At 47.8% G+C, this 20,752-nt stretch carries 21 protein-coding genes and 3 pseudogenes; 12 read left to right on the forward strand and 12 right to left on the reverse strand.

Translation table 11 applies throughout. The features are described from left to right. The first annotated feature begins 54 nt into the window (after positions 1-54). Both C5523_RS24000 and C5523_RS24005 read left to right on the forward strand, forming a co-directional pair. Positions 55-312 carry a zinc ribbon domain-containing protein gene (locus C5523_RS24000; protein WP_039076885.1) on the forward strand — a complete coding sequence of 86 codons (258 nt, stop codon included), beginning with the start codon at positions 55-57 and terminating at the stop codon, positions 310-312. 26 nt (positions 313-338) lie between these two features. Further along, positions 339-911 carry a DUF1349 domain-containing protein gene (locus C5523_RS24005; protein ID WP_039076886.1) on the forward strand — a complete coding sequence of 191 codons (573 nt, stop codon included), beginning with the start codon at positions 339-341 and terminating at the stop codon, positions 909-911. Between the two features lie 119 nt (positions 912-1,030). Here C5523_RS24005 and glgS read toward each other — a convergent pair whose 3' ends face one another. Further along, positions 1,031-1,237: a cell surface composition regulator GlgS gene (glgS, locus tag C5523_RS24010; protein WP_369943835.1), complete on the reverse strand. Its 207-nt coding sequence runs from the start codon at positions 1,235-1,237 to the stop codon at positions 1,031-1,033. A 398-nt stretch (positions 1,238-1,635) separates the two neighbouring features. Between glgS and C5523_RS24015 the strand changes: the two genes are divergently transcribed. Both C5523_RS24015 and C5523_RS24020 read left to right on the forward strand, forming a co-directional pair. Next, positions 1,636-1,893, forward strand: a complete 258-nt coding sequence (locus tag C5523_RS24015; RefSeq protein WP_039076906.1) for a YjhX family toxin — start codon at positions 1,636-1,638, stop codon at positions 1,891-1,893. Positions 1,894-2,120: 227 nt separating this feature from the next. Further along, entirely contained in the window at positions 2,121-2,882 is a 762-nt protein-coding gene (locus tag C5523_RS24020; RefSeq protein WP_071193690.1) for an IclR family transcriptional regulator, read from the forward strand. A 12-nt stretch (positions 2,883-2,894) separates the two neighbouring features. Here the strand turns inward: C5523_RS24020 and C5523_RS24025 are convergent, their stop codons facing one another. The 5 genes from C5523_RS24025 to C5523_RS24045 all read right to left on the reverse strand — a co-directional run bounded on the left by C5523_RS24025 (position 2,895) and on the right by C5523_RS24045 (position 9,350). Further along, on the reverse strand, positions 2,895-4,511 hold the full coding sequence (locus tag C5523_RS24025; RefSeq protein WP_108702102.1) for a glycoside hydrolase family 43 protein: 1,617 nt from the start codon (positions 4,509-4,511) through the stop codon (positions 2,895-2,897). A 10-nt stretch (positions 4,512-4,521) separates the two neighbouring features. Next, positions 4,522-5,901 carry a glycoside-pentoside-hexuronide (GPH):cation symporter gene (locus C5523_RS24030; protein WP_039076889.1) on the reverse strand — a complete coding sequence of 460 codons (1,380 nt, stop codon included), beginning with the start codon at positions 5,899-5,901 and terminating at the stop codon, positions 4,522-4,524. Positions 5,902-6,222: 321 nt separating this feature from the next. Continuing rightward, entirely contained in the window at positions 6,223-8,190 is a 1,968-nt protein-coding gene (locus C5523_RS24035) for a YjhG/YagF family D-xylonate dehydratase (RefSeq protein ID WP_108702103.1), read from the reverse strand. A gap of 367 nt (positions 8,191-8,557) precedes the next feature. Further along, entirely contained in the window at positions 8,558-8,983 is a 426-nt protein-coding gene (locus tag C5523_RS24040) for a hypothetical protein (protein ID WP_108702104.1), read from the reverse strand. Beyond that, the gene (locus tag C5523_RS24045; protein ID WP_107224695.1) at positions 8,961-9,350 is read right to left on the reverse strand and encodes a polymorphic toxin type 44 domain-containing protein; all 390 of its coding nucleotides are present in this window, start codon (positions 9,348-9,350) and stop codon (positions 8,961-8,963) included. Before C5523_RS24045 ends, C5523_RS24040 begins: the two co-directional genes overlap by 23 nt. Positions 9,351-9,598: 248 nt before the next feature. Between C5523_RS24045 and C5523_RS27830 the strand changes: the two genes are divergently transcribed. The 3 genes and pseudogenes from C5523_RS27830 to C5523_RS24055 all read left to right on the forward strand — a co-directional run bounded on the left by C5523_RS27830 (position 9,599) and on the right by C5523_RS24055 (position 10,913). Continuing rightward, entirely contained in the window at positions 9,599-9,862 is a 264-nt protein-coding gene (locus tag C5523_RS27830; RefSeq protein WP_223878743.1) for a hypothetical protein, read from the forward strand. A 161-nt stretch (positions 9,863-10,023) separates the two neighbouring features. After that, positions 10,024-10,644, forward strand: a pseudogene (locus tag C5523_RS27835) (hypothetical protein); the annotation flags it as partial. After that, a complete protein-coding gene (locus C5523_RS24055) occupies positions 10,641-10,913 on the forward strand; it encodes a MarR family transcriptional regulator (RefSeq protein ID WP_108702105.1) in 273 nt (90 codons plus the stop codon). The pseudogene C5523_RS27835 and the gene C5523_RS24055, both read left to right, overlap by 4 nt. A gap of 184 nt (positions 10,914-11,097) precedes the next feature. On the opposite strand, the pseudogene C5523_RS24060 reads toward C5523_RS24055, so the two are convergent. Further along, a pseudogene (locus tag C5523_RS24060) lies at positions 11,098-11,208 on the reverse strand (XRE family transcriptional regulator); the annotation flags it as partial. Positions 11,209-12,361: 1,153 nt separating this feature from the next. On the opposite strand from C5523_RS24060, the gene C5523_RS24070 reads away from it, so the two are divergent. Beyond that, positions 12,362-13,222, forward strand: a complete 861-nt coding sequence (locus tag C5523_RS24070) for a hypothetical protein (RefSeq protein WP_108702107.1) — start codon at positions 12,362-12,364, stop codon at positions 13,220-13,222. Between the two features lie 278 nt (positions 13,223-13,500). On the opposite strand, the pseudogene C5523_RS24075 reads toward C5523_RS24070, so the two are convergent. After that, positions 13,501-13,668: pseudogene (locus tag C5523_RS24075) on the reverse strand (TA system toxin CbtA family protein); the annotation flags it as partial. Positions 13,669-13,748: 80 nt separating this feature from the next. Between C5523_RS24075 and C5523_RS24085 the strand changes: the two are divergent. Both C5523_RS24085 and C5523_RS24090 read left to right on the forward strand, forming a co-directional pair. Further along, a protein-coding gene (locus tag C5523_RS24085) for an IS3 family transposase (RefSeq protein WP_223878744.1) occupies positions 13,749-14,884 on the forward strand; the annotation gives its coding sequence in 2 pieces (ribosomal slippage) (positions 13,749-13,995 and positions 13,995-14,884; 1,137 coding nt in all). A 9-nt stretch (positions 14,885-14,893) separates the two neighbouring features. After that, positions 14,894-15,205, forward strand: coding sequence for a hypothetical protein (locus C5523_RS24090; RefSeq protein WP_108702110.1), 312 nt, complete (start codon positions 14,894-14,896; stop codon positions 15,203-15,205). A gap of 52 nt (positions 15,206-15,257) precedes the next feature. Here the strand turns inward: C5523_RS24090 and C5523_RS27840 are convergent, their stop codons facing one another. The 3 genes from C5523_RS27840 to C5523_RS27320 form a co-directional block, all read right to left on the reverse strand. After that, entirely contained in the window at positions 15,258-15,671 is a 414-nt protein-coding gene (locus C5523_RS27840) for a hypothetical protein (protein WP_223878745.1), read from the reverse strand. 274 nt (positions 15,672-15,945) lie between these two features. Then, positions 15,946-16,380, reverse strand: coding sequence for an IS200/IS605 family transposase (gene tnpA, locus C5523_RS24100; protein WP_107224832.1), 435 nt, complete (start codon positions 16,378-16,380; stop codon positions 15,946-15,948). 237 nt (positions 16,381-16,617) lie between these two features. Then, on the reverse strand, positions 16,618-16,932 hold the full coding sequence (locus C5523_RS27320) for a hypothetical protein (RefSeq protein ID WP_155525423.1): 315 nt from the start codon (positions 16,930-16,932) through the stop codon (positions 16,618-16,620). A 952-nt stretch (positions 16,933-17,884) separates the two neighbouring features. On the opposite strand from C5523_RS27320, the gene C5523_RS24110 reads away from it, so the two are divergent. Both C5523_RS24110 and C5523_RS24115 read left to right on the forward strand, forming a co-directional pair. Then, positions 17,885-18,913 carry a YaaC family protein gene (locus tag C5523_RS24110; RefSeq protein WP_172960912.1) on the forward strand — a complete coding sequence of 343 codons (1,029 nt, stop codon included), beginning with the start codon at positions 17,885-17,887 and terminating at the stop codon, positions 18,911-18,913. Positions 18,914-19,300: 387 nt separating this feature from the next. Next, complete coding sequence (locus C5523_RS24115; protein WP_108702114.1) at positions 19,301-20,080, forward strand: hypothetical protein; 780 nt, start codon at positions 19,301-19,303, stop codon at positions 20,078-20,080. Between the two features lie 253 nt (positions 20,081-20,333). Here C5523_RS24115 and C5523_RS24120 read toward each other — a convergent pair whose 3' ends face one another. After that, entirely contained in the window at positions 20,334-20,522 is a 189-nt protein-coding gene (locus tag C5523_RS24120) for a hypothetical protein (protein WP_223878746.1), read from the reverse strand. Positions 20,523-20,752: the final 230 nt, after the last annotated feature.

Below are 20,752 nucleotides of genomic sequence, written 5' to 3' on the forward strand. Positions count from 1 at the left end.
CCCTGGCGGAAACATGTACATTTATTGTTCATCTCATCAAACAAGGAGTGTCCTATGTCCCAACATGAAGCGTGCTGCCATTCCTGCGGAATGCCGCTTTCCGCCCCCGACGCCCAGGGGCCGAGCGACAAATACTGCAAGTATTGCACCGACAGCGAAGGCAATCTTAAATCCTGGGAGGAGGCGGTAGCCGGACTTGCAGGCTATCTTGATTCATGGCAACACGTCGGGCCGGAAGAGTCACGCAAGCGCGCGGTGCGCTATCTGACGGCCATGCCGGCCTGGGCAGACAAAGCGCAGGGGCCGGTATAACACGCAAAAGACAAAGGAGAAGCGTCATGCACGAGGAGTTTCAATGGGTTAACGAACCTGCCCAATGGCAATGTGAAGAGGGTGTTCTGTCGGTTGTCACCGATGATCACACCGATTTCTGGCACAAAACCTGGTACGGTTTCGAACGCTTCTCCGGTCATCTGTTCGCCAAAGAAGTCGCTGAGGATTTTACCTTTCAGGTCAAAATCTGTGCGGAATTCACCACCCTTTATGATCAGGCGGGCATTATGTTGATGACCGATAACCGCCACTGGCTGAAGGCGGGGATTGAATTCAACGATGGCGCCCCCGCTATCGGCAGCGTGCTGACACTGGACTATTCCGACTGGGCGACGGGGATTTTTCCGGGCAACCCGCGCGAATTCTGGCTGCGTCTGACGCGTAAAGATGACGCCCTGCGTCTGCAATATTCGACGGATGGTCTGAGCTGGCCGTTGCTGCGTTTGTGCCCTTTTCCCGCCGGAAAGGTGAAGGTCGGGGTAATGTGCTGCACGCCGGAGCGGCAAGGATTAGCGGTGAAATTCAGCGACATGACGTTAACACCGCCACTCAATAAGTCCTTGCATGATCTCAGTTGATAATCACGGCATCTGGTTTTCAAAGAAATGTGACAGGCAGAGAGGAGAAGTGGCAACAGACCGCAAGACCCCCTTAAGCCAGAAAACGCAACGGGCCGCCAGGCCCGTTGTGGATATCGCTATTGCAGTTCCTTCACTCTGGCGCGCTGCGCCTGTTTGCAATAATGGTCGTAATGTTCCTGGAACCACTGTTTCTGCTCTTCGGTCATATTGCCGGTAACGGCATCAATATCAACTGGCTGGCCCATCGCATACATACGGGCAAAACTGCGGGCCAAAAAATCAAAATTCTTCACTGCGTTCAGGTCTTGTCTTTTCATTCGCATACTCCTTCAGTCCGCCGATGTACTGTGTAAGGCCATATGCATCTCTGTCTTAAGTATTGTCTTATAAATGAACATTTCATAAGCATTGCGTGCCTTCGCAACGACCCGATTGTCCATAACGTCGCCTTGCGCACAGAGTGAAAAAAAGCGTGCCACTGAGTACCCACACAGATCACACTCCTTAAGCAAAATAATTCCCTTATAGATGTTGCGTGTTAACATTGACTGGATAAATATTTCTTAGCGAATACCGAGGCTTCGATGCTGGAGAATGCAACCATCTGATAATCAGCTTTCCGACCCGTGCGGCCGGGCTGGTTATCACTGCGCTAAACACTCGCGCTAACACCCCAGGGTGTTGGCAGGTTTTGCACAAGATGATTACAGGCATTTTCAGCATGAATATTTCCCGTCAGGAACAACGTACCCTGCACGTCCTTGCCAAAGGCGGACGTATCGTTCATACCCGCGACACCTCCGGGCGCGTCACCGCCGTTGAGTGCTATACCCGTGAAGGGCTATTGCTCAGCGACTGCACGCTCGCCGTCTTCAGGAAACTGAGAAGCAAAAAACTCATCCGCTCGGTAAATGGCCAGCCCTATCGCATTAACCGTACCGGTCTGAGCAATGTCCGCGCGCAGTTGGACAACCAATAATTGGTGTTAAGCAATCCCCACCCGCAGGTGGGGATTACCTGGCAAGTCGGCGACCAGGTTAAAACCCTGGGCTATCGCCGTGCGCTGATAGTACCCGCCCGCCCACTGGCAGCAAGGGAGGAACAGCACGCTGTAGCCGTTTTGATAACACTAGCCCCCGCCATTGCTTTTCCCCGGTGAAAATAGTACGGTCACACGCAGAGAATTCCTCGTGAATGGTAAAAATTATGCCGATAATTCAGTCTGTTGAACGTGCTTTGCAGATCCTCGACCTGTTTAACGATCAGGCGACGGAACTCAAAATCACCGAGATAAGCAAACAGATGGGATTAAGCAAAAGCACCCTTCACTCGCTGCTCAAAACGCTTCAACTTCATGGCTATATCGATCAAAACCCGGATAACGACAAATATTGTCTGGGGATGAAACTGGTGGAGCGCGGCCACTTTGTCGTGGGCACCATGGACATTCGCCAGAAAGCAAAAAGCTGGCTTTCCGCCCTTTCCCAGGAGACGGGGCAGACGACCCACCTGGGGATTCTGGACGGCAACGAAGGCGTTTACATAGAAAAAATCGAAGGTAAGCAGGCGGCCATCGCCTATTCACGCATTGGCCGCCGCCTGCCGGTACACGCCACGGCCATTGGCAAAGTACTGCTGGCCTGGCTGGGAGACGAGGAGCTTAACGCCATACTGGACGGGTATGCGTTCACGCGCTTTACGCCAGCCACCCTGACCGATCGCGACGCGCTGCTGGCCGCGCTGGCACAAACTCGCCACAACCATTACGCACTCGATAACGAAGAGAACGAGCCGGGCGTGCGCTGCATCGCGGTGCCGGTATGGAACCACGAATCGCGGGTTATCGCCGCGCTCAGCCTCTCCACCCTCACCTCGCGGGTTAACGACGACCAACTGGCCGCCTGCCGCCAGAAGCTGATGGAGGCCGGGCTGGGGCTGTCAAAAACGCTGGGCTACCGCGAACGCTAGCCCACCGTCCTGCTACGCCTCGGGCTGATAGGTAAACGAGGCGAAATCAGCATGGCAACCGTCGCCGCTGATATCCTCGCAGTGCAGGCCAACAAACGCCCCGGTAAAGAAGCCCCGGCCGCCAATATAGTCATCCGACAGCTTCCACGCCTCAAAGGTCAGCGGAATGGCCTGCCATTTTTCCCCATCAAATGAGTAGCTGTAACGGTACTCAAGCTGATCGACATCCACCCGCAGCCAGACGTACTCCGCGCTCTGGGGCACTTCAATCGGGTTATCGTACAGGTGCCAATGGGCCACGTTATGGTCGAGCCGGATAATTTTCAGCGTCCGCCCGCGCCCCTCTTCATAGTCCATAAAGCAGTACGACCAGTTTTTGCTGTTGTAATAGCAGGTCAGCCCGGCACTCTGCTGGAAGTGGCGCGGCGAAAAGGCCATCTGCGTTTCGGCGCGAAAACGGAAATGCTGCCAGCGGCGGGCCACCGTTGACTGGGTAAAGGTGGAGTTGAGCGAGTCATTGCCGTAGAGGCGCAAAAAGCCGGGACGGGCAGTGAGCGAACCTAACTGCTCATCAAACGGAATGCGCAACGTTTGCAGCTCCGGGTCGAGCCGTTCGCTGTCGAAGTCTGTGCGCCATGCGCCTGTGCCTGCGCCAGGCTGCTCCGTCATCCGTGGCCCCGGCACCGTCAGCGCCGCATGTTTGCCCCCCTCAACGTAAGGCCAGCCATCACGCCATTCGATGCGGGTTATCCCCGTCTCGCGCCCGAGCGGGCAGTATCCGCGCCCGCCAGCCGCCAGCCGTGGAATGCCCGGCAGATGCAGCGGCCGGCTGGTCAGATACGCCATATACCATTCGCCGGTATGGGTCTCCAGCAGTGAGCCGTGGCCACTTTTTTGTAGCGGATTTTCCGGCAGGTGCCAGCTCGTCATCATCGTCACATCCGGGTGCAGCTCATAAGGCCCGGTAATGTCCTTCGCCCGTAACACCACCACCGCATGTTCGTAGCTGGTGCCCCCTTCCGCCACCAGCAGATAGTGGTAGCCATCGCGGCGATAAATATGCGCCCCTTCGGTATAACCCAGCGGCGTACCAGTGAAGAGCGTGGATCGCTGCGGCGAGAGGGTGTGTGTGTCGGCAAAAAATTCCTGCATCACAATGGTGTTATGGGGGTTGCTGTGATGGCGCGGCCCCCACGGCCGATAGATGTAATATTTGCGCCCGTCCGTATCGTGGAACAGCGACGGGTCGAACCCGCCGTTGCCCATGGGAATGGGATCGCTCCACGGCCCCTCCACCGAGGGGGCGGTCAACAGGAAGTTGCGGCCATTTTTCCACGGCGAATCGACAATTTTCACATCGGTGTAGAGCAGCCAGAACTTGCCGTCGGCGTAGCTCAGGCAGGGTGCCCAGATGCCGCCGGAGTCCGGGTTGCCTTTCATATCCAGCAGCGCCACGCTGTCGAGCGGCGTACCCACCAGCGACCAGTTTTTCAGGTCGCGAGAGTGGTAAACACGTACGCCGGGGAACCACTCAAACGTGGAGGTGGCGATGTAGTAATCCTCGCCCACGCGGCACAGTGACGGGTCCGGGTTGAAGCCGGTCAGGATCGGGTTTTCAATCTGGTACATGGTTTTCTCCTCAGTTCACCGCCGCCGCGGCATCGGCAGGCTGCGTTGCAGGGTGCGCAGCGCGTTGACGTTGCAGTTGCTGGCTGATCTCTTCCACCCGTTTGCTGCTCAGTTTGTAGAACGACAGCAGCGTAAACATGCCGACGTAGAGCACCACCGGCACAATGCAGAAGAGGATTTTAATGGTGGTCAGGACGTTATCCGGCTGTACGGCGTTGCTTGCCGAGTAGCTGGAGAACGCGAGGATCCAGCCCACCAGCGCGCCGCCAATCGCCAGGCCGATTTTCAGGCTGAACAGGTAGGTGGAGAAGACCAGCCCGTCGAGGCGGCGCCCGCTGCGGCTCTCTTCATAATCGACCACATCGGAGGCCATCAGCCATTGCAGCGGCGTGGTGGTGTTAAAGACAAACAGGAACAGAATATTGAGCGCGAAAATCAGCGCGATATTGTCTGAGGGAATAAAGAAAATGCTCAGACTGATCAGGGAATAAATGCCAATGATCCACTTGAACGAGGTCACACGGTCGAAGCGCCCGAGCAGGCGAGATGAGCACAGGGAGCCGAACATGGTCGCCAGGCTACCGTACAGCAGGAACTGCGTTGCCAGCTCCGGATGGTCCATTACGTATTTCACAAAATAGAGCGTCGCGCCACCGCGCACCACGTTGGAGCCGGTCGCCATCATTTTAAAGGCGCACATAATTCGCCACTGACTATTACCCATTAAGAGTTTCAGGTCTTTCTTAACGGAAGCACCCGGCTGAACGTCAAAGGTATAACGTTCTTTGGTGGTAAAGAAGCAGACAAACAATAAGATAACACCGCAAATACCCAGCACGCACATCGCGCCAAAATAGCCCACCTGCTCATTGCCTTTGCCAATAATATTTACCAGCGGCAGGGCAATACCGCTGATAGCTAATGAACCGGCGGCGGCGAGGAAAAAGCGCCAGGATTGTAACGCGTGGCGCTCTTTAGGATCAGAAGTAATAACGCCAGGCATGGCGCAATAGGGAACGTTAACGAAGGTATATACCAGCGTCAGTAAAATATAGGTAATCGAGGCGTAGATAATTTTCCCCTGTGCGGAGAAATCCGGCGTATAGAACGTTAATACGCAGACGATACCAAACGGGATCGCGCCCCACAGCAGATACGGGCGGAACTGGCCGTAGCGGGTACGTGTACGGTCAACCACCAGCCCCATCAGCGGGTCGGTTACCGCATCCAGCACGCGCGAAATCAAAAACAGCGTGCCCATGACGCCCGCGGACAGGCCAAAGACGTCGGTATAAAAGTACGCCAGCAAAAACATGGTGGCCTGCCAGACAAAACCGCAAGCGGTATCCCCCAGCCCGTAGCCGATTTTATCTTTCATCGTTAACTGCATGTCTACCTCCAGTCATATGAGAGGGATGGATTGCGAACGGCCGGGACCTACAAAATAAAATGCGTGCGTGCATTTTGCGAGGAATACACCCTTTATTCGTACGCTTATTAGATGTTCAGTGCGGATTTGATTCTAGGAAGGAATATATGCAGCAACAATTATCAATTTTGCTTTCGCAATTATGTATTTTAGCTTCTGTGATAGCGATACATTTTACCTGGTGACAGAAACAGTTATTTCTCCCGTAAGGGATACTTTATTTCGTAATATTTTTAGCCGCCGAAACATTTATTCGGCGGCCCGGCAAATTCGTTTAATTATTTAAAGACCCAGCGCTTTTTTACCGGCATTGATCACCTCAATAATTTTATCCGTGTCGTACACGCACCCTTTCCAGGTGCCACCGCTCACCGCCTGTAGCGCCGCCCACAGGCGGGTGTCGTCAGGCAGGAAGTCATGCGCTTTCAGTTCCGGGTGCAGTTCGCGCTGTGCCAGTACCACTGCGCCCTCTTCCGGCGTCAGGCGCGCCTCCGCTGTGCCGATAAAGTTCACGCTTCCTGCCAGTGACAGGCGATCGACAATAATCTCGATCACATCGCCGCTGCGAAGCTTGCCAATCGGCCCGCCCGCCAGTGCTTCCGGCGCAACGTGCCCCAGGCAGGCCCCGGTCGAGACACCGGAGAAACGCGCATCGGTAATCAGCGACACGGTTTTCCCCCACGAGATATGTTTCAGCGCCGAGGTAAGCTGGTAGGTCTCTTCCATGCCGGTGCCGGATGGCCCGCCACCGATAATGACCATGATATCACCCTGCTTGATCTGCCCCTGCTTGATGGCTTTGATGGCCGCCTCTTCCGAGACAAAGACCCGCGCCTCGCCGGTATGGCGATAGACGCCGTCGTCGTCCACCACTGACGGATCGATGGCCGTGGCTTTAATGACCGAGCCATCCGGCGCTATGTTGCCCACCGGGAAGGCCACCGTGGAGGTCATCCCTTTGGCTTTCGCCCCTTCCGGCGAGAGGATCACCTCATCCGGCTCCACGCCATCCTGTTCGCGCAGGCACTGGCGGAACTTCGCGCGGCGCTCGGAGTGCTCCCACCAGTCGAGGTTTTCGCCCAGCGTCTGCCCGGTTACCGTCATCACATCTTCATGCAGCAGCCCCAGCCGACGCAGGTGGAGCATCACTTCCGGTACGCCGCCCGCAAGGAACGCGCGCACCGTCGGGTGGTAGTCCGGTCCGTTGGGCAGCACACTCACCAGGCGCGGCACTTTGCGGTTGATGGCGATCCACTGTGCCACGTCCGGCATACGGCATTTGGCCGCATGGGCGATGGCGGGGATATGCAGCAACAGGTTGGTGGAGCCGCCAAAGGCCGCGTGCACCACCATCGCGTTTTCGATGGCTTTGTCGGTGAGGATGTCGCGGGCGGTAATGCCCTTCTCATCCAGCGCCATGACCGCGCGCGCCGACTGGCGGGCAATTTCCAGCCAGACGTCCTGGCCCGATGGCGCGAGCGCCGAGTGCGGCAGCGCCAGCCCTAACGCTTCGGCCACCACCTGCGAGGTGCCCGCGGTGCCGAGGAACTGGCAGCCGCCGCCGGGGGACGCGCAGGCGCGACAGCCCAGCTCGGAGGCCTCTTTGAGGCTCAGTTCGTTGTTGGCGTAACGCGCGCCGATGGTCTGTACCTTTCCGGCGTCTTCGCCGAAGGTGGGCGGCAGGGTCGCCCCGCCCGGCACGAGGATCACCGGCAGATCGTGCATTGACGCCAGCGCGATCATTGTGGCAGGCAGGCCTTTATCGCAGGTGGCGACGCCGATTACCGCCCGGCGCGTCGGCAGCGAGCGGATCAAGCGGCGAAAAACAATGGCCGCATCGTTACGGTACGGCAGGGAGTCGAACATGCCATGGGTGCCCTGGGAGCGGCCATCGCACGGGTCGCTGACAAAGGCGGCGAACGGGATGCCGCTCAGGCGGGTGATCTCTTTTGCCGCCGCCGACATTTGCAGGCCGATCTCCCAGTGCCCGGTGTGATAACCCAGCGCAATGGGGCGACCGTCCGAGTGACGGATGCCGCCCTGGGTGCCGATCAGCAGGACTTCTCTGCCGGTGAGTTTGTTGGCATCCCAGCCCATACCGGCATTTTGCGTCATGCCGAACAGGTTGCCGCTGGGGGATTCGAGCAGCATTTGCGGGGTGAGCGGCAGCGCGCCCTGCGGCCCGGCAGCGTGGGTTTTCACCGCATAGAATTGTTCATCCTGCGGCGTAAAAATGGTGTCGATGGACATTGTCGTATTCTCCCGGTCAACCGCGTTCGAAGAACGGCTGGCGACATCTTTTTTGGAAGTTGTTCTACATTATAGAACAACGTTCTTATAATTTGATTCACTGTAATCCAGGTGTTGCACAGAGGTAAATCAGAGAGACGGGGAGACTGCGCTTTTTTGAGGCTTGATCACAAAATGGGCGGCAACGGAATGTAATGGGGGGATGTGGGAGAGTCAATCGGGTCAGAAGGACGATGTAACTTAGGTTAAGAGGGCTAAATTTGTGGCCTTGTTTAACGACGTGCCAGCGTTAAGGCTGGCACGGTTAGGGGATCACCGTGTTTTACAGGGGCGTACCTCATCATGATACGACTGCTATTGTCTGGAGTTAGTTAGTTGCCTGAAAATTAATGTGCGGCAACGTCGCGTCACCATTCGCTTCATAGACAATGGAATTGCTGAACGAAAATACCCGGCCACTGTACCTGATATTAATGGTGTTACCCTCAGCACTCACGTTCGCTGCGCTACCGGCGGCAACCAGGAATGGCACCTGCTTTGCGAGGCTTGCTGTTATATTGCCTTCCAGCTTCCCGGATAAATAATACCGATAAGAGTCAGCCACCGTCGCTCCACCACCTGAATATTCCGTGACATAAAGCCAGGTGCTATCGTTAATTTTCTGCGAGCTAACCAGTTTGTCATCTGCCCTGTTATCGCCACCGGCATTGAGCATGACAAAACCAATGACAATGATCAGCAAGATGAGAGTTAGCGCATAATGAAACCACTTAATAACCGTTTTCAATGGCATATTTGATCCCTTCCTTTATCCAGTACTGATCCTGTGGATCATCGCCATAAGGTGCGTCTTTATACCATGTACCCCATTCTGGCCTTGAAGTTCTCGCTCGGCTCTGTGCCCAACCAGCCCCCATTAAAAGAATCTCTGCGGGAATACCAGCCGCATATCCCGTAGCGCCAAAATTAAAATTCCCAAATGCTGCCCAGTAGGGATCAAATTGCTTATAGTCCCAGGGTCCCTTGTTGCGGACTTTCTGATAAAACCAGTAATAAGTTAAAGGAAGCGCCATATCTCGCGGTTCACCGTGATTATGGGCATCTTTCATATTGTTGCGCACGATCCCGATCCCCGGGCCGGCAATAGGTATTGCAGACATACGTCATCCCTTAGAGCATAACCGCACATAAATTTTAAAAGTGCGCAACAGCATCACGAATAGGTAAAACTCTGGAATGCTAACAGGCTTTCCACATAGCGATCCCCTTCATTTTTAGAATGAGTATGTCAAGATTTCAAAATGGGGGCAGATCACTCCCCTCTTCTTAAGCTAAAGGGTAGTCTTAAATTTTGTTCAATATCGGTCAGTTTAAAATCGATGTGCGACGGTGGCGCTAAAGGAACATTATGCTTCATCACTATCATGCAAATTCACTGGACAATATCTACCTTGAGGACATTCCCCACATAATCCACCCGGACTATGCGGCGCGAGATCTAGCGGATACCACGCTGCCAAACCGGAACATCCAGGAGTGGAATTTGCCTCAGGACTACAGCCATTTTGTCAGCCAGTATCACCCGTTTCACTGGCAACGCCCCTGGATGGCATACCGTGACACACTGGACGACATCAGGTCCGGAAAGGTCGTTCTGCTGAAAAAAACATGACCGGCCATGCTTTAACGGGCGTGCTGACGTCCTCCGGCAACCTCCGAAATGATCTGCCCTTGTTCCTTCACTCCCGCCTGAGCTATCTCATATCAAAGCAACTAAAACGCCCGGTATACTACGTTCGCCCCTCAGCGCCCGTGCAACATGCTCAAGCAGCAAAAACCATCAACAGCAAATCAGCGGGCAGGCTTCTGGCTGCGGGAGGCGTTTATAACGGCAACATAGATGGATTCAAGAAGACAGCAGAGCAACTCGGCGGGGATGCGCCAGCAGGTTACAACCAGGTAATGGATAACAAAGGTCTGCTGATTGCAGGTGCATCTCTTGCTGCCGGGCTAACAATGGGAAGAATGCGTGTTCCTGAAATAGAGGAACTTAAGCATTTTGGGGCCAGAGGGGCTGCCTCAGGAAGACAGTTTGATCCGGAAAAAGCTGGAGGGCCGATTGAAAACCTGACAACGGATGGCGTTAATATAACTCATGAAGGGATCGCAATCGTTGAGAAACATATATCTCGTTTCGACCACGACCCGGCAAATGACGTAATGATAGGCAGGCTGAAAAACATCGCAAAAGGGGAAATGCCCCCTGAGCAAGTAGATTTAAACTACTACACTCATGAATGTCGGGAATATCAGCGTTACTGTAACCTGGGATGGGAAGCTGGTGAACCAGACGGTGTTGCAGGTTATGATATGTGGAACAATGCCCATACGGCAACGCTGGAAGATTTTAAACTCAAAGACGGTGATTTATTCCACCCGGATGCACTGAAATGAAGATAACGAATACCGAATTTAATGTATTGAAAGTCATGGCAGAAAAAGACATCGACTGGACATGGATAATACTGGATCGCACTCTTGCTACAAGGGATATTCCCGGATTTAGCAACGTTGCGAACATAGTAACCAACTTGGTGAATGAAGGGATGGTCGATGCTGTTTATAACGAAAACTCATCGAGACCACGTTATCGCGTATCAGAGCAAGGTCATCAGTTGTTGGGGCAAATCAATGAGGTTACAAGGCATAACGATATCTCATGATTTTTTTGCGACACGCGGCTCCATGACTAAGGTAAAACGCCATCGTAACGCCTATGTAATACACCTGTATTTAGATGTTTTTCCTCTTCTTAGAAGTAAGAAGAATGTTCAACAGGGGATAGTTAATCGTCTATATGTACTGTTCATGAATACAGCAGCCAGAATTTATAAACTTATACCTGCGCTACTTCTCGAGTTTGTCCCAACGCACCGCTGATACAATGCCCCAATTGCCCCTGGAATTGGGTCTACGCAATTTTACGGTCCCAATGCTACGGAGGTACTCAATGGCTTTGACCTGCCCCCAACTATGCCCCCAATTCCCCCCGGATTTCAACGGACTGTCACGGGCGATGCTGGACACAAAAATCACTGTAAGTATTAATTTTAAAGGGTTTGGTGGACTTTCTCGGATGGTTTTGGAAGAAGGCCGGACTCGAATTTCATACCTACATACCTAATAGACTGATATCATTGCTGTTTAGAAACAGGAATAAATAGTTATACCCGCACTTGTACCCACAATTTAAAATCCGTACAAAAAATAGATATTGCGAGTGGGTATAAAGCCATACCAGTAGAACACCGATATGGCTATCAAAGCAAGATTCAAGCAGGCAGGAACGCTTTAATTCGTATCCACTCAGAACAAAGTCAGATGTAGCCCAGATATGAACGTTAACATTAACCTTACTTTGCTATGCCAGTTCCCATGGCAAATCTCTGCGTCTATTTACTGGTTTCAGAGTACCCTCGTTTCTCAATTGTTGAGCGGCCCAACGAATGTCATATTGCCACGTATACAACATATCGCCCGAATCTCTAAGCTCAGCCTCGTAGCTGTCCCATACGTACTTTGAAACTTCACGTGGCCAAGCGCTACCCTCTCGTTCCTGAAGACACTCGATGATCCATTGTTTCATGCTTTCCCTGGTGACCGTCATATCCCCTAACCTTCCCCCGTGATCAATACTTAATAATCTAACATCAACTACTCCTAGCATGAAGCATGAGCGAGGGCGGGATTAGCTTCAAAGCCGTTTAAGGAAGCACTCTAAAAATGAATGGTACATTTTGTAGAGATAGTTACAAAACGCGTTACCAAAGCAACACAACAGAAAAATATATAAATACATTATATTTCTTTTTTAATATAATGTGAGTCAATCGTATAAATTTAATCATCACATCTATTTTTATGCGTGACACAAGTAGATAATCATGGTAGAAAGTCATGACGAACATAATCACTAAACACAGGTCAAAATGAGCAGTTTATTTTCTCAAGTTAAAACATACTCTAATATAATACTAAAAACTCGAAAATTATATTTTGCTCTAAGCTAAGCATTATCACATCGATATTATTAACCGGAGCTGGTTATTACTCCTTAATATCTGATTATTTTCAACCCTATGACCCTACCAATTTATCAATTATCAGTGCCATGATGGATGATGATTACAAATCCATTAACAACACAACAATTAGTATTCTCGAAAACTATAATAATGGAGAATCCAAGATAAAACCTACAAGCGACCTTTACTCTTTCATCCCTTCTCGTTTTTTCGCGATGACAGTACATATCCACGGAAAATTAAAACCAATAGAACAGAATGATATAACTGAGAACGCGCCCCTGATTAAGTATCGTTATGAACTCACTTATCGCATTAGCATATCTAAACCTTGCCTTATTCTATTCCTGTTAATAGAACTCATACTTTGTTACGGTCTTATTTACTTCCATTTTCACACAAGATCAAAACATGAGGTTGATTTTGAAGATAAGGTAATCAACACTTACTATGAGATGCTTTCTAGTCCACTAGACTCAACTAACTTAAGTGAAGTTGAAAAACTAAAAATAACACTTAAAAAATTTAATGCATTCCAATTAGCAATCAATAATAGATATAATGGACGCTGCGGTATTAAAATTAATGATGAATATGATGTGCAAGATTTACTTCATGCCATCCTTGTACTACATTTCAATGATTTACATAAAGAAAGTGCAGTCCCGTATTATCTAGGCTCAAGCTCTAGAATTGACTTTCTAATTCGAGACAAAGGTATTGCTATCGAAGCTAAAAAGCCTAATAAATATTTAAGAGATAGAATGCTTGCAGATCAAATAATTTCAGACATACATCGTTACCAATCCCACCCAGTTTGTCAACATATCATATTTTTCATATATGATCCTGATCACTTTATCAAAAACCCTGTTGGATTGCAAAATGACATAAATAAGATACAGAGCAATATAACATCACATCTTATTATAACACCAGAAATTTAGCGAAAATAAAATCAAAACCCAACTAATCAAAGAACAACTTTGACTTTCATTAACACCATGTGAGCCTTGATGTTAATATAACCAATCACAAGCCAATTCACTACAAAATTATTTTTACAAGCTCTGGCAGGAACACAACCACAAGAAACAAACTCCTGAAATAAATCCTCACTAATGGAACCATGAAGTCGACTTTATAACATAACTAAAGTTATCGTAGCCATATTACGCAGCTATTTTATGGGGACTTTTAATTAATGTGAGCCACCTGACAGCCATCAACCAAAGGCATCATGAGCTCGTTGGGGCAACCCAGTCGCCCGATGCGCTTGCAGAATGTCTACAGAGCGCAAGTATGGAGATGGTTCCTGCCAGCCAAACGCCCTGCGGTCGATACGAACCAGCTCGTATTTTTCCACCAAGAAGTGGACTGACCCCGCCCCGGTAGACGATCCTGCCCTATAGTTTGGACTGACCCCGCCCCGGTAGACGATCCTGCCCTATAGTTTGAGCATAGGAGGAGCGTATGGGCACACCACGATTTACACCTGAATTTAAGGAAGAAGCCGTCCGTCAGATAACGGAACGCGGTTATTCCGTCGCCGAAGTATCTGACCGTCTGGGCGTCTCTGCACACAGCCTCTACAAGTGGCTACGGGCTATCAAACCTGATAACAGCGAGCAGCATGCCCGGGATTTACTGGAAGCTAAAAGCGAGATCCTGAAACTCCGGGCGCAGCTAAAACGCACCGAAGAAGAACGGGATATCCTGAAAAAGGCCGCGCGGTACTTTGCAAGGGAGCCCGACTGAAGTACCGCTTTATCAATGAGCACCGCACTGTATGGGGTGTGATGACGATGTGTCGGGTACTGAATATCGCCCGGGCCGGGTTCTATGCGTGGTTGCATAACCCTGTCTCGGCGCGTGATAAAGATAACCAGCGCCTGCTGATACTTATCCGCGACTCATATTCCCTGAGCGGAGGCGTATATGGTTACCGGCGGGTTCATGGCGATCTGAACGAAATCGGGGAAACCTGCGGTAAAAACCGGGTGGGTCGGATCATGCAACTGAACCGGATTAAAGCCGTGCGCGGCTATAAAGCGCCACGTCGTATCGCTGGCAGGCCTTCAATCGTTGCTCCTAATCGCGTGCAGCGGCAGTTCACCGTTGTCCGGGCCAACCAGGTCTGGGTCACCGATATTACTTATATCCGCACCTGGCAGGGCTGGCTGTATCTGGCGGTGGTTATCGATCTCTTTGCCCGTAATGTGGTCGGCTGGTCGATGAAACCCACTCTCTCGCGCGAACTGGCGCTCGACGCGCTGATGATGGCGGTCTGGCGCCGAAAACCGGACGGCGAGGTCATCGTACATAGCGATCAAGGTAGTCAGTACGGCAGTGACGACTGGCAGCGCTTCTGCCGGGCCAATCACCTGGCACCGAGCATGAGCCGGCGTGGCAACTGCTGGGATAATGCGGTGGCCGAATCGTTCTTCAGTTCACTGAAAAAAGAACGCATCAGGAAGAGAATATACAAAACCCGGGATCTGGCCCGGGCGGATATCTTCGATTACATTGAAGTGTTCTACAACCGGGCCCGGCGCCACAGCCACCTCGGCGGCGTCAGTCCGGAGGCCTTTGAACAGGCCTCGTCGTGAGGACAGAATTTGTCTACAGGCGTGGGATCAGTCCAGTTAAAGAAAAAGGTTAACGCTGGGATTGATAAGCTGAATATTACTATAGAAACCACAAATAAAATAATCCGCAACATTCCGCGGGAAATTATGCATACTATACAACCCGGCCATCCGAAAAACACAAAAAGTAATGGCACATTCAGCGCGGAAGGTGCGAAAGGAATACTCATGCTCTATGATGCAAAAGCAACTCCGCTCGCTGCCTCCTATATAATGAGGGTATCATACCGTACAGCTTCAAAATGGTATAAAGAATGTATTAAAAAGCAGACAAGAAAATAAAATAAGGCTGATAAAAACTCAAACAACATACCAACCTTATTTATAGTTTATTTTATTTTTTATCTGTTATCGCAGGAACACCCTTAATAGTAAATCTTTTTTCATTGTTAAAGTATAATGGAGATTTAAAATAAGGCCCTTTGTTAACCATAACAGCAGTTTCTATTAACTCATCTATGGCTTTTTCAAGGCCATCTTCTTTAAAGGCAATAGAATCCTCACCTTTAGGATACCCCTCGGTTTCGACTACGCATTCAATTGTAGGGTGCTTAACACAATCAATTAAATAGCTTTCGAAGGCATCGCGAGGCAAAACCAAACCAAATTCCCGCCACGCATATTTCCTACCCCAGTAATAACCATCTTCGGATTTATATTTTACCCGCGAGTCATTCTTTCCTTTATTTTCATCATGTTTTTGTTTTGACATATTACGAGCATATAGATAGCTAAAATCTTTATCCAAAATGGACGACTTGGATAGACAGGATAGGTCAACTACCTTACAGCCATTTTCCTCGGTGAAACCAATGTTATATCGTTCTCCCTCAACGATGACATCTTCGAAATTAGCTTCAAACTGATATGTTGTATCAGTTGTTGCAGGTTGAAAAGTATGTAAAAAGCGGCCATTGCCAAGGTCAAGTTTCTGATAATTAGTTGCAGTAAAAGACCACCTTCTTAGAAGGTGGCTTTTTAGAATGCCCCCTATAAGGGGGGCTACTGTCTCATTCCTGTTACTACTCTAGCAATTCCATCTGCTGTTCATGCATTTGTTCCTTTTTCTCCTGATGCCTCACATATCTCCTGATAATTTCTTCATTCACTCCCACCGTATCGACAAAGTAGCCACGGGACCAAAAATGGTTACCCCATAGTTTCTTTCTTATATGTGGAAAACGATTGTAGAGCCTGATTGCACTGCGGCCTTTCAGATGCCCCATCAGGGTTGATATCGAGATTTTCGGCGGGACTATTACAACCAGATGTACATGATCTGGCTGAACATTTAACTCCAGAACCTCACAATCTTTTATTCCGCATAGGATGTAGATTGTCCTGTAAAGTTCCTTGCCCAGATTATCTTTCAGGATCCTGAAACGGTACTTTGGCGTCCATACTATGTGGTATTTGCAACGCCAATATACATGTGATGAACTCCTGTAAAGCCCCATGTCGGTTTGTCTCCTTTTACTTGTGGTGAGTAAGCAGAGATATTCCGGCATGGGCATTCTTCAGGCTATAGCCTTACAGGATCAATCACCACCTCCCCAGGAGGTGGTTTAGGGGTGACAATCAAATCATGAATTGTTTTAAGGTCACGTGATTTCATAATTCTATCCTTATCGAAAATATTTTCATTCAAATAAAAACGACAACTCAAACTACAAAATTATAGATTAACAACAAGGTTAAATAGATCGAGAAGAAATTTGCATCTTCTTATGACCAGAATAAACATGTGTGCATTCATTAGTGTGTTTATCAATCATATAACAATCATACATAACATCTCTTGATGTTGTGATTGATTTAACTTCGGATAATTCAAGGTTAGTCAAAAAATTATCATGTTGATCTTCTATATATTCCTTATCAACCAGATAATCATTAACAGCTTTCAGAAAAAAATCATGTCTATCGCAGACAGAAATAGGCAAATCGAACTCTACAATTTGCTTTGAACAAGCGTCATCGCTCCATACAGCAACTTCTACGCAAGTCATATAGCCCCCCAGATATTTGGTTTGTCAATCAGATGATACCGCAATTTTTTTTAAATAAAAGAAGTCGATTAGCCCCGTTGGTGGTAAGACAACAAACGGAGCCTATGGCGACTACATCACAGTTATGTCAGTTAATGAAGCTTATCAGGATGACCATGTACCCAAAGGGAGCGAGGCCGAACCGCTGGCAGAGCTTGCATATGGTCTGCAAGTACCGTGACCACCATAAACCTGTTTATCCCCTGCGGCGTCTCGCGACGGCGACAGAACGGGGGCATCGGGCTAAAATGCGCTTCACTAAAAGTTTTTGGGATTGTTTAGAGACGGTGGCTACGTCATAGCTTTCAAGTTGAGTCAGTACGTGTTTGACGCTTGGAACTACACGCCGCTATGAGTTAACATCCCAATTACCACTATCAACCACAGCGGCTTTTTCAAGGGACATAACAGGGCATTTCTTACAGGCAAAAGAGACAGATTTTTTGTCTAACTAGCTGTATTGTAAGGAGTTTAGTGACTTGGTGCGAAGGCCGGACTCGCACATAACATTCAACCTCATGATTTAAAATAGTTAATAAAAAACATTTTCATTTTATACCAACACAGATACCAACAAGAAAATTCATTGTTCTTCGGCATTGAACCCGGACAAACATGACTGAGTTGTATTAACTCAGATTTGACCTGACACAGCTAGGGCACAGATCTAAACCTAATCTGACAGGCAGCTATGTGCCAAAAACGGAAGTAACAAGCAATGCAGAGTGTTAATCTATAGATGCATGTTACAAGTCGCTGGATACAAGGCACTACTAAATTAAGTGGCTTGCTAGCACATAGTTGATTGAAAATTAGCGAAAGAAGTGTAATGTACAGATAATTTACTGCATTGGCCTGAACCACAGGTTTCACTCTCGAATAAAAATTATATATCTTTACCTGGAGAATGAAATTGACTGAAGTAGAAATAAAATATGGCTTTCCGCTTTTCTCAAAACCTTCCTCATTGGTAACTCTGGGGAAAAATGAGAAGATCGTAATATCAGATATCTGGGCATTCTGGGACTATGTTATAAAGAAGGCGAGCAATGAACGTAAAGGAGAGGATTTTTTAAGGTCTCTTCTCGAACAAGCAAAACACTTTTATATAACAGCAGAAGCTAGTCCAGTGAAAAGCCAACCTCTCCTTTATTACTATTCATTTCTAAATTTATCTAAAATAATAATAAATCTTTCGGGTGCGCATGGGCCTAGGAAAATGTACATGCACGGAATGAAGGAGGATCATAATAATAAGTTTTCGCAGTCAACAATCACAAAACAAAAACAAAAAATTAATATCGTACAAGTTGCGCATGAAATCGTATCGATATTTGATCCTAATATAGCCACCACTGATATAACCATAAATGTTAAAGAAATTCTAAATCATTGCGTGGGAGTCCATAGAGCCTATTCTGAAATCTATAATCAGACCGAGGTCTTTTACAAGATAGCGAACTACAAATTATACAAAAAAGGAAAAGAGCTAATTTTTAAGGCAGAAGTCCAATGTTCTGATACCGACATGACAAGTCTCTCAGCAAAAGGGTACTCGATAGTAGAAGATGAAGATGGGGTGTTCTATTACACTTGCAAAATAACAATGCCCACTTATACGCCAACAAGAAAAGACTATGCTGAATTAAGCAAGGAAATACAGAGAAAAGGCATTTGGTACTTTATTGGCAATAGCGGATATACAATGTATTTATCAAATTCATCAATTGGCCGTTACAGCCAAGAGTCCATAATATATATGGTAATGTTCTACTTGGGTTCGATAACGCGTTATCATCCGTACATGTTTGACGAAATATTCTCTGACAAAGAGCAGTGGCTTATGAGTGAATTCTTAAACACTCAGCCTAAACAATTTTTATATTTGGCAACCGCTAGAATTCTCGGTCAAAGTGTCTTAAAAGCGTATGCAAGCTTCTAGGTACTAACTGAAGGTTTTCTAAGCTTGTAGATGGAACCGCCCTATAGTAAGACTGACCGCGATCTTCTTATTACGGGCATGAACGGATTTCTTTAGCATCCGTTCTTCGCTCTTAGCAGACGTCATGTTCATTGGGCCAGACCACTTAGTGCCAGGAACAGAGGCTGGCAGATATCTAGACGACCTTTCTTTTTCCGTTTGGGTCAAAGGAGCCGTTAGGAAACCACTAACTAAATTTATAGGCAAATTTTTGATAAAAATATTATCGTTATCATGTTGTTTATACAAATTGCGTGATTAAACAACATGATAGATGTAACCAAAAGTGTTAAGTTTGGTATTCAATAAATTTTATTTATTCAATATATTTTGCAAAGGAGTTCTCGGATGGAATATAGATTGACTGAATTCACTGGTAGAATTGAAGAAATAATAAGAACATCTGTTAGCAATCATTCTGGCCACGAATGGGACGAGGATTTCATTACACGAAAATTGCTTATCGATCTTAGAAATGAATTACGTGGTATCAGTCTAGTAGGTAAAGACCAAAAAAGAAATATTAACTGGCAAGCATACAAGCTTAAAGGTACTTATGAAAATAATTTCGGAGACGTAGCATTAGTAGTCAATATTAGCTATAAAGATGGAACATCAATTCATGGGGCCGCTTTCTTAGAAGCAAAAAAAAGAGACTGGCGAAAAACAACTTTCAGTGCAATAAAAACTTCTCAAGCGAAGAAAATACTTAAAAATGCACCACGCTCACAATATCTACTTTATGATTATGAAGAAATAACAAGCTTTCTTAATGGGTCATTATATTCAGAGGATATGGAACACTACCGTTACCTAAGAGGTTATTGCATTCCTTTTACTGGAGTAACAAAAGCAGTCTGTGTTCCTCTTAACTTAGCTGTGGCAACTGGTAATAAAGACACGCTTCTCTATCGCCATGGGTTACCTCTATCTATGATGTTATCAAGCCGATATTTCCAAGGATTAGATTTAGAGTTTGATGAAACTTCAAAAAATATTGCGACTGGTTTTCTGAAAAGTTTTGGCCTTCCTAAATTTGTTGTAAAGATTGACATATTTGAAAATGATACGGAGGCTGTAGATCAAGGCCTTAGTATAAATCAATCTGAGTATGTTCAATTTGACTAAAACGTAGCAACCGTATTTGCGATAGCAGCTCTTTTTATTACTGCTTTGTAGTTAGAACGAAGCCGCACATATTAGCGGCTTCAATGTCCGTTCCTCGTGTATAGCTGACATTAAGCTCAATTAACCCATCCACTTCGTTCCAGCAGAAGACGTCGCTAATCACACTGTGTATTAAAGAAAGGGGAAACGATCATGTTGAGTACAAAAAATACGAAAGACCATGATAAGGAAAATATGCGTGGAGTGACTTAGTTTATTGATTTAAATAATATTTATGGGTGTAAGTGCTTTGAATAAAAAAAAATTGAGAAGATTTAGCTAGTGCCAAAATAATTTGGACACCGCCTGTCATCAAACCCGCTACTACACTTATCACCCCAGCCCAAAAAGTTTCAATGAAACAAGATATATATAGTACTACATGGCGGAATAATTTACTCATAGGCTTCTCCTTACTGACGTAATCGTTAAGTAACACGTTGAGGTAACGGGTAAATGCGACTATTGGGAGAGCTGTGATGAGAATTGTAGGCATAGGAATTGAACCTATGGATGCACTAGCTAAATTCACTCTTTACGAACTATACAGCATTGGAGTGAGCTTGTAAATACACGCCCCCAAAAGTCAATCAGTACGCTCCATGAATGTTGTGTCAGTACTACTAAAGTTAA

Source organism: Phytobacter sp. SCO41 (assembly GCF_003073275.1).
Lineage (GTDB): Bacteria > Pseudomonadota > Gammaproteobacteria > Enterobacterales > Enterobacteriaceae > Phytobacter > Phytobacter diazotrophicus.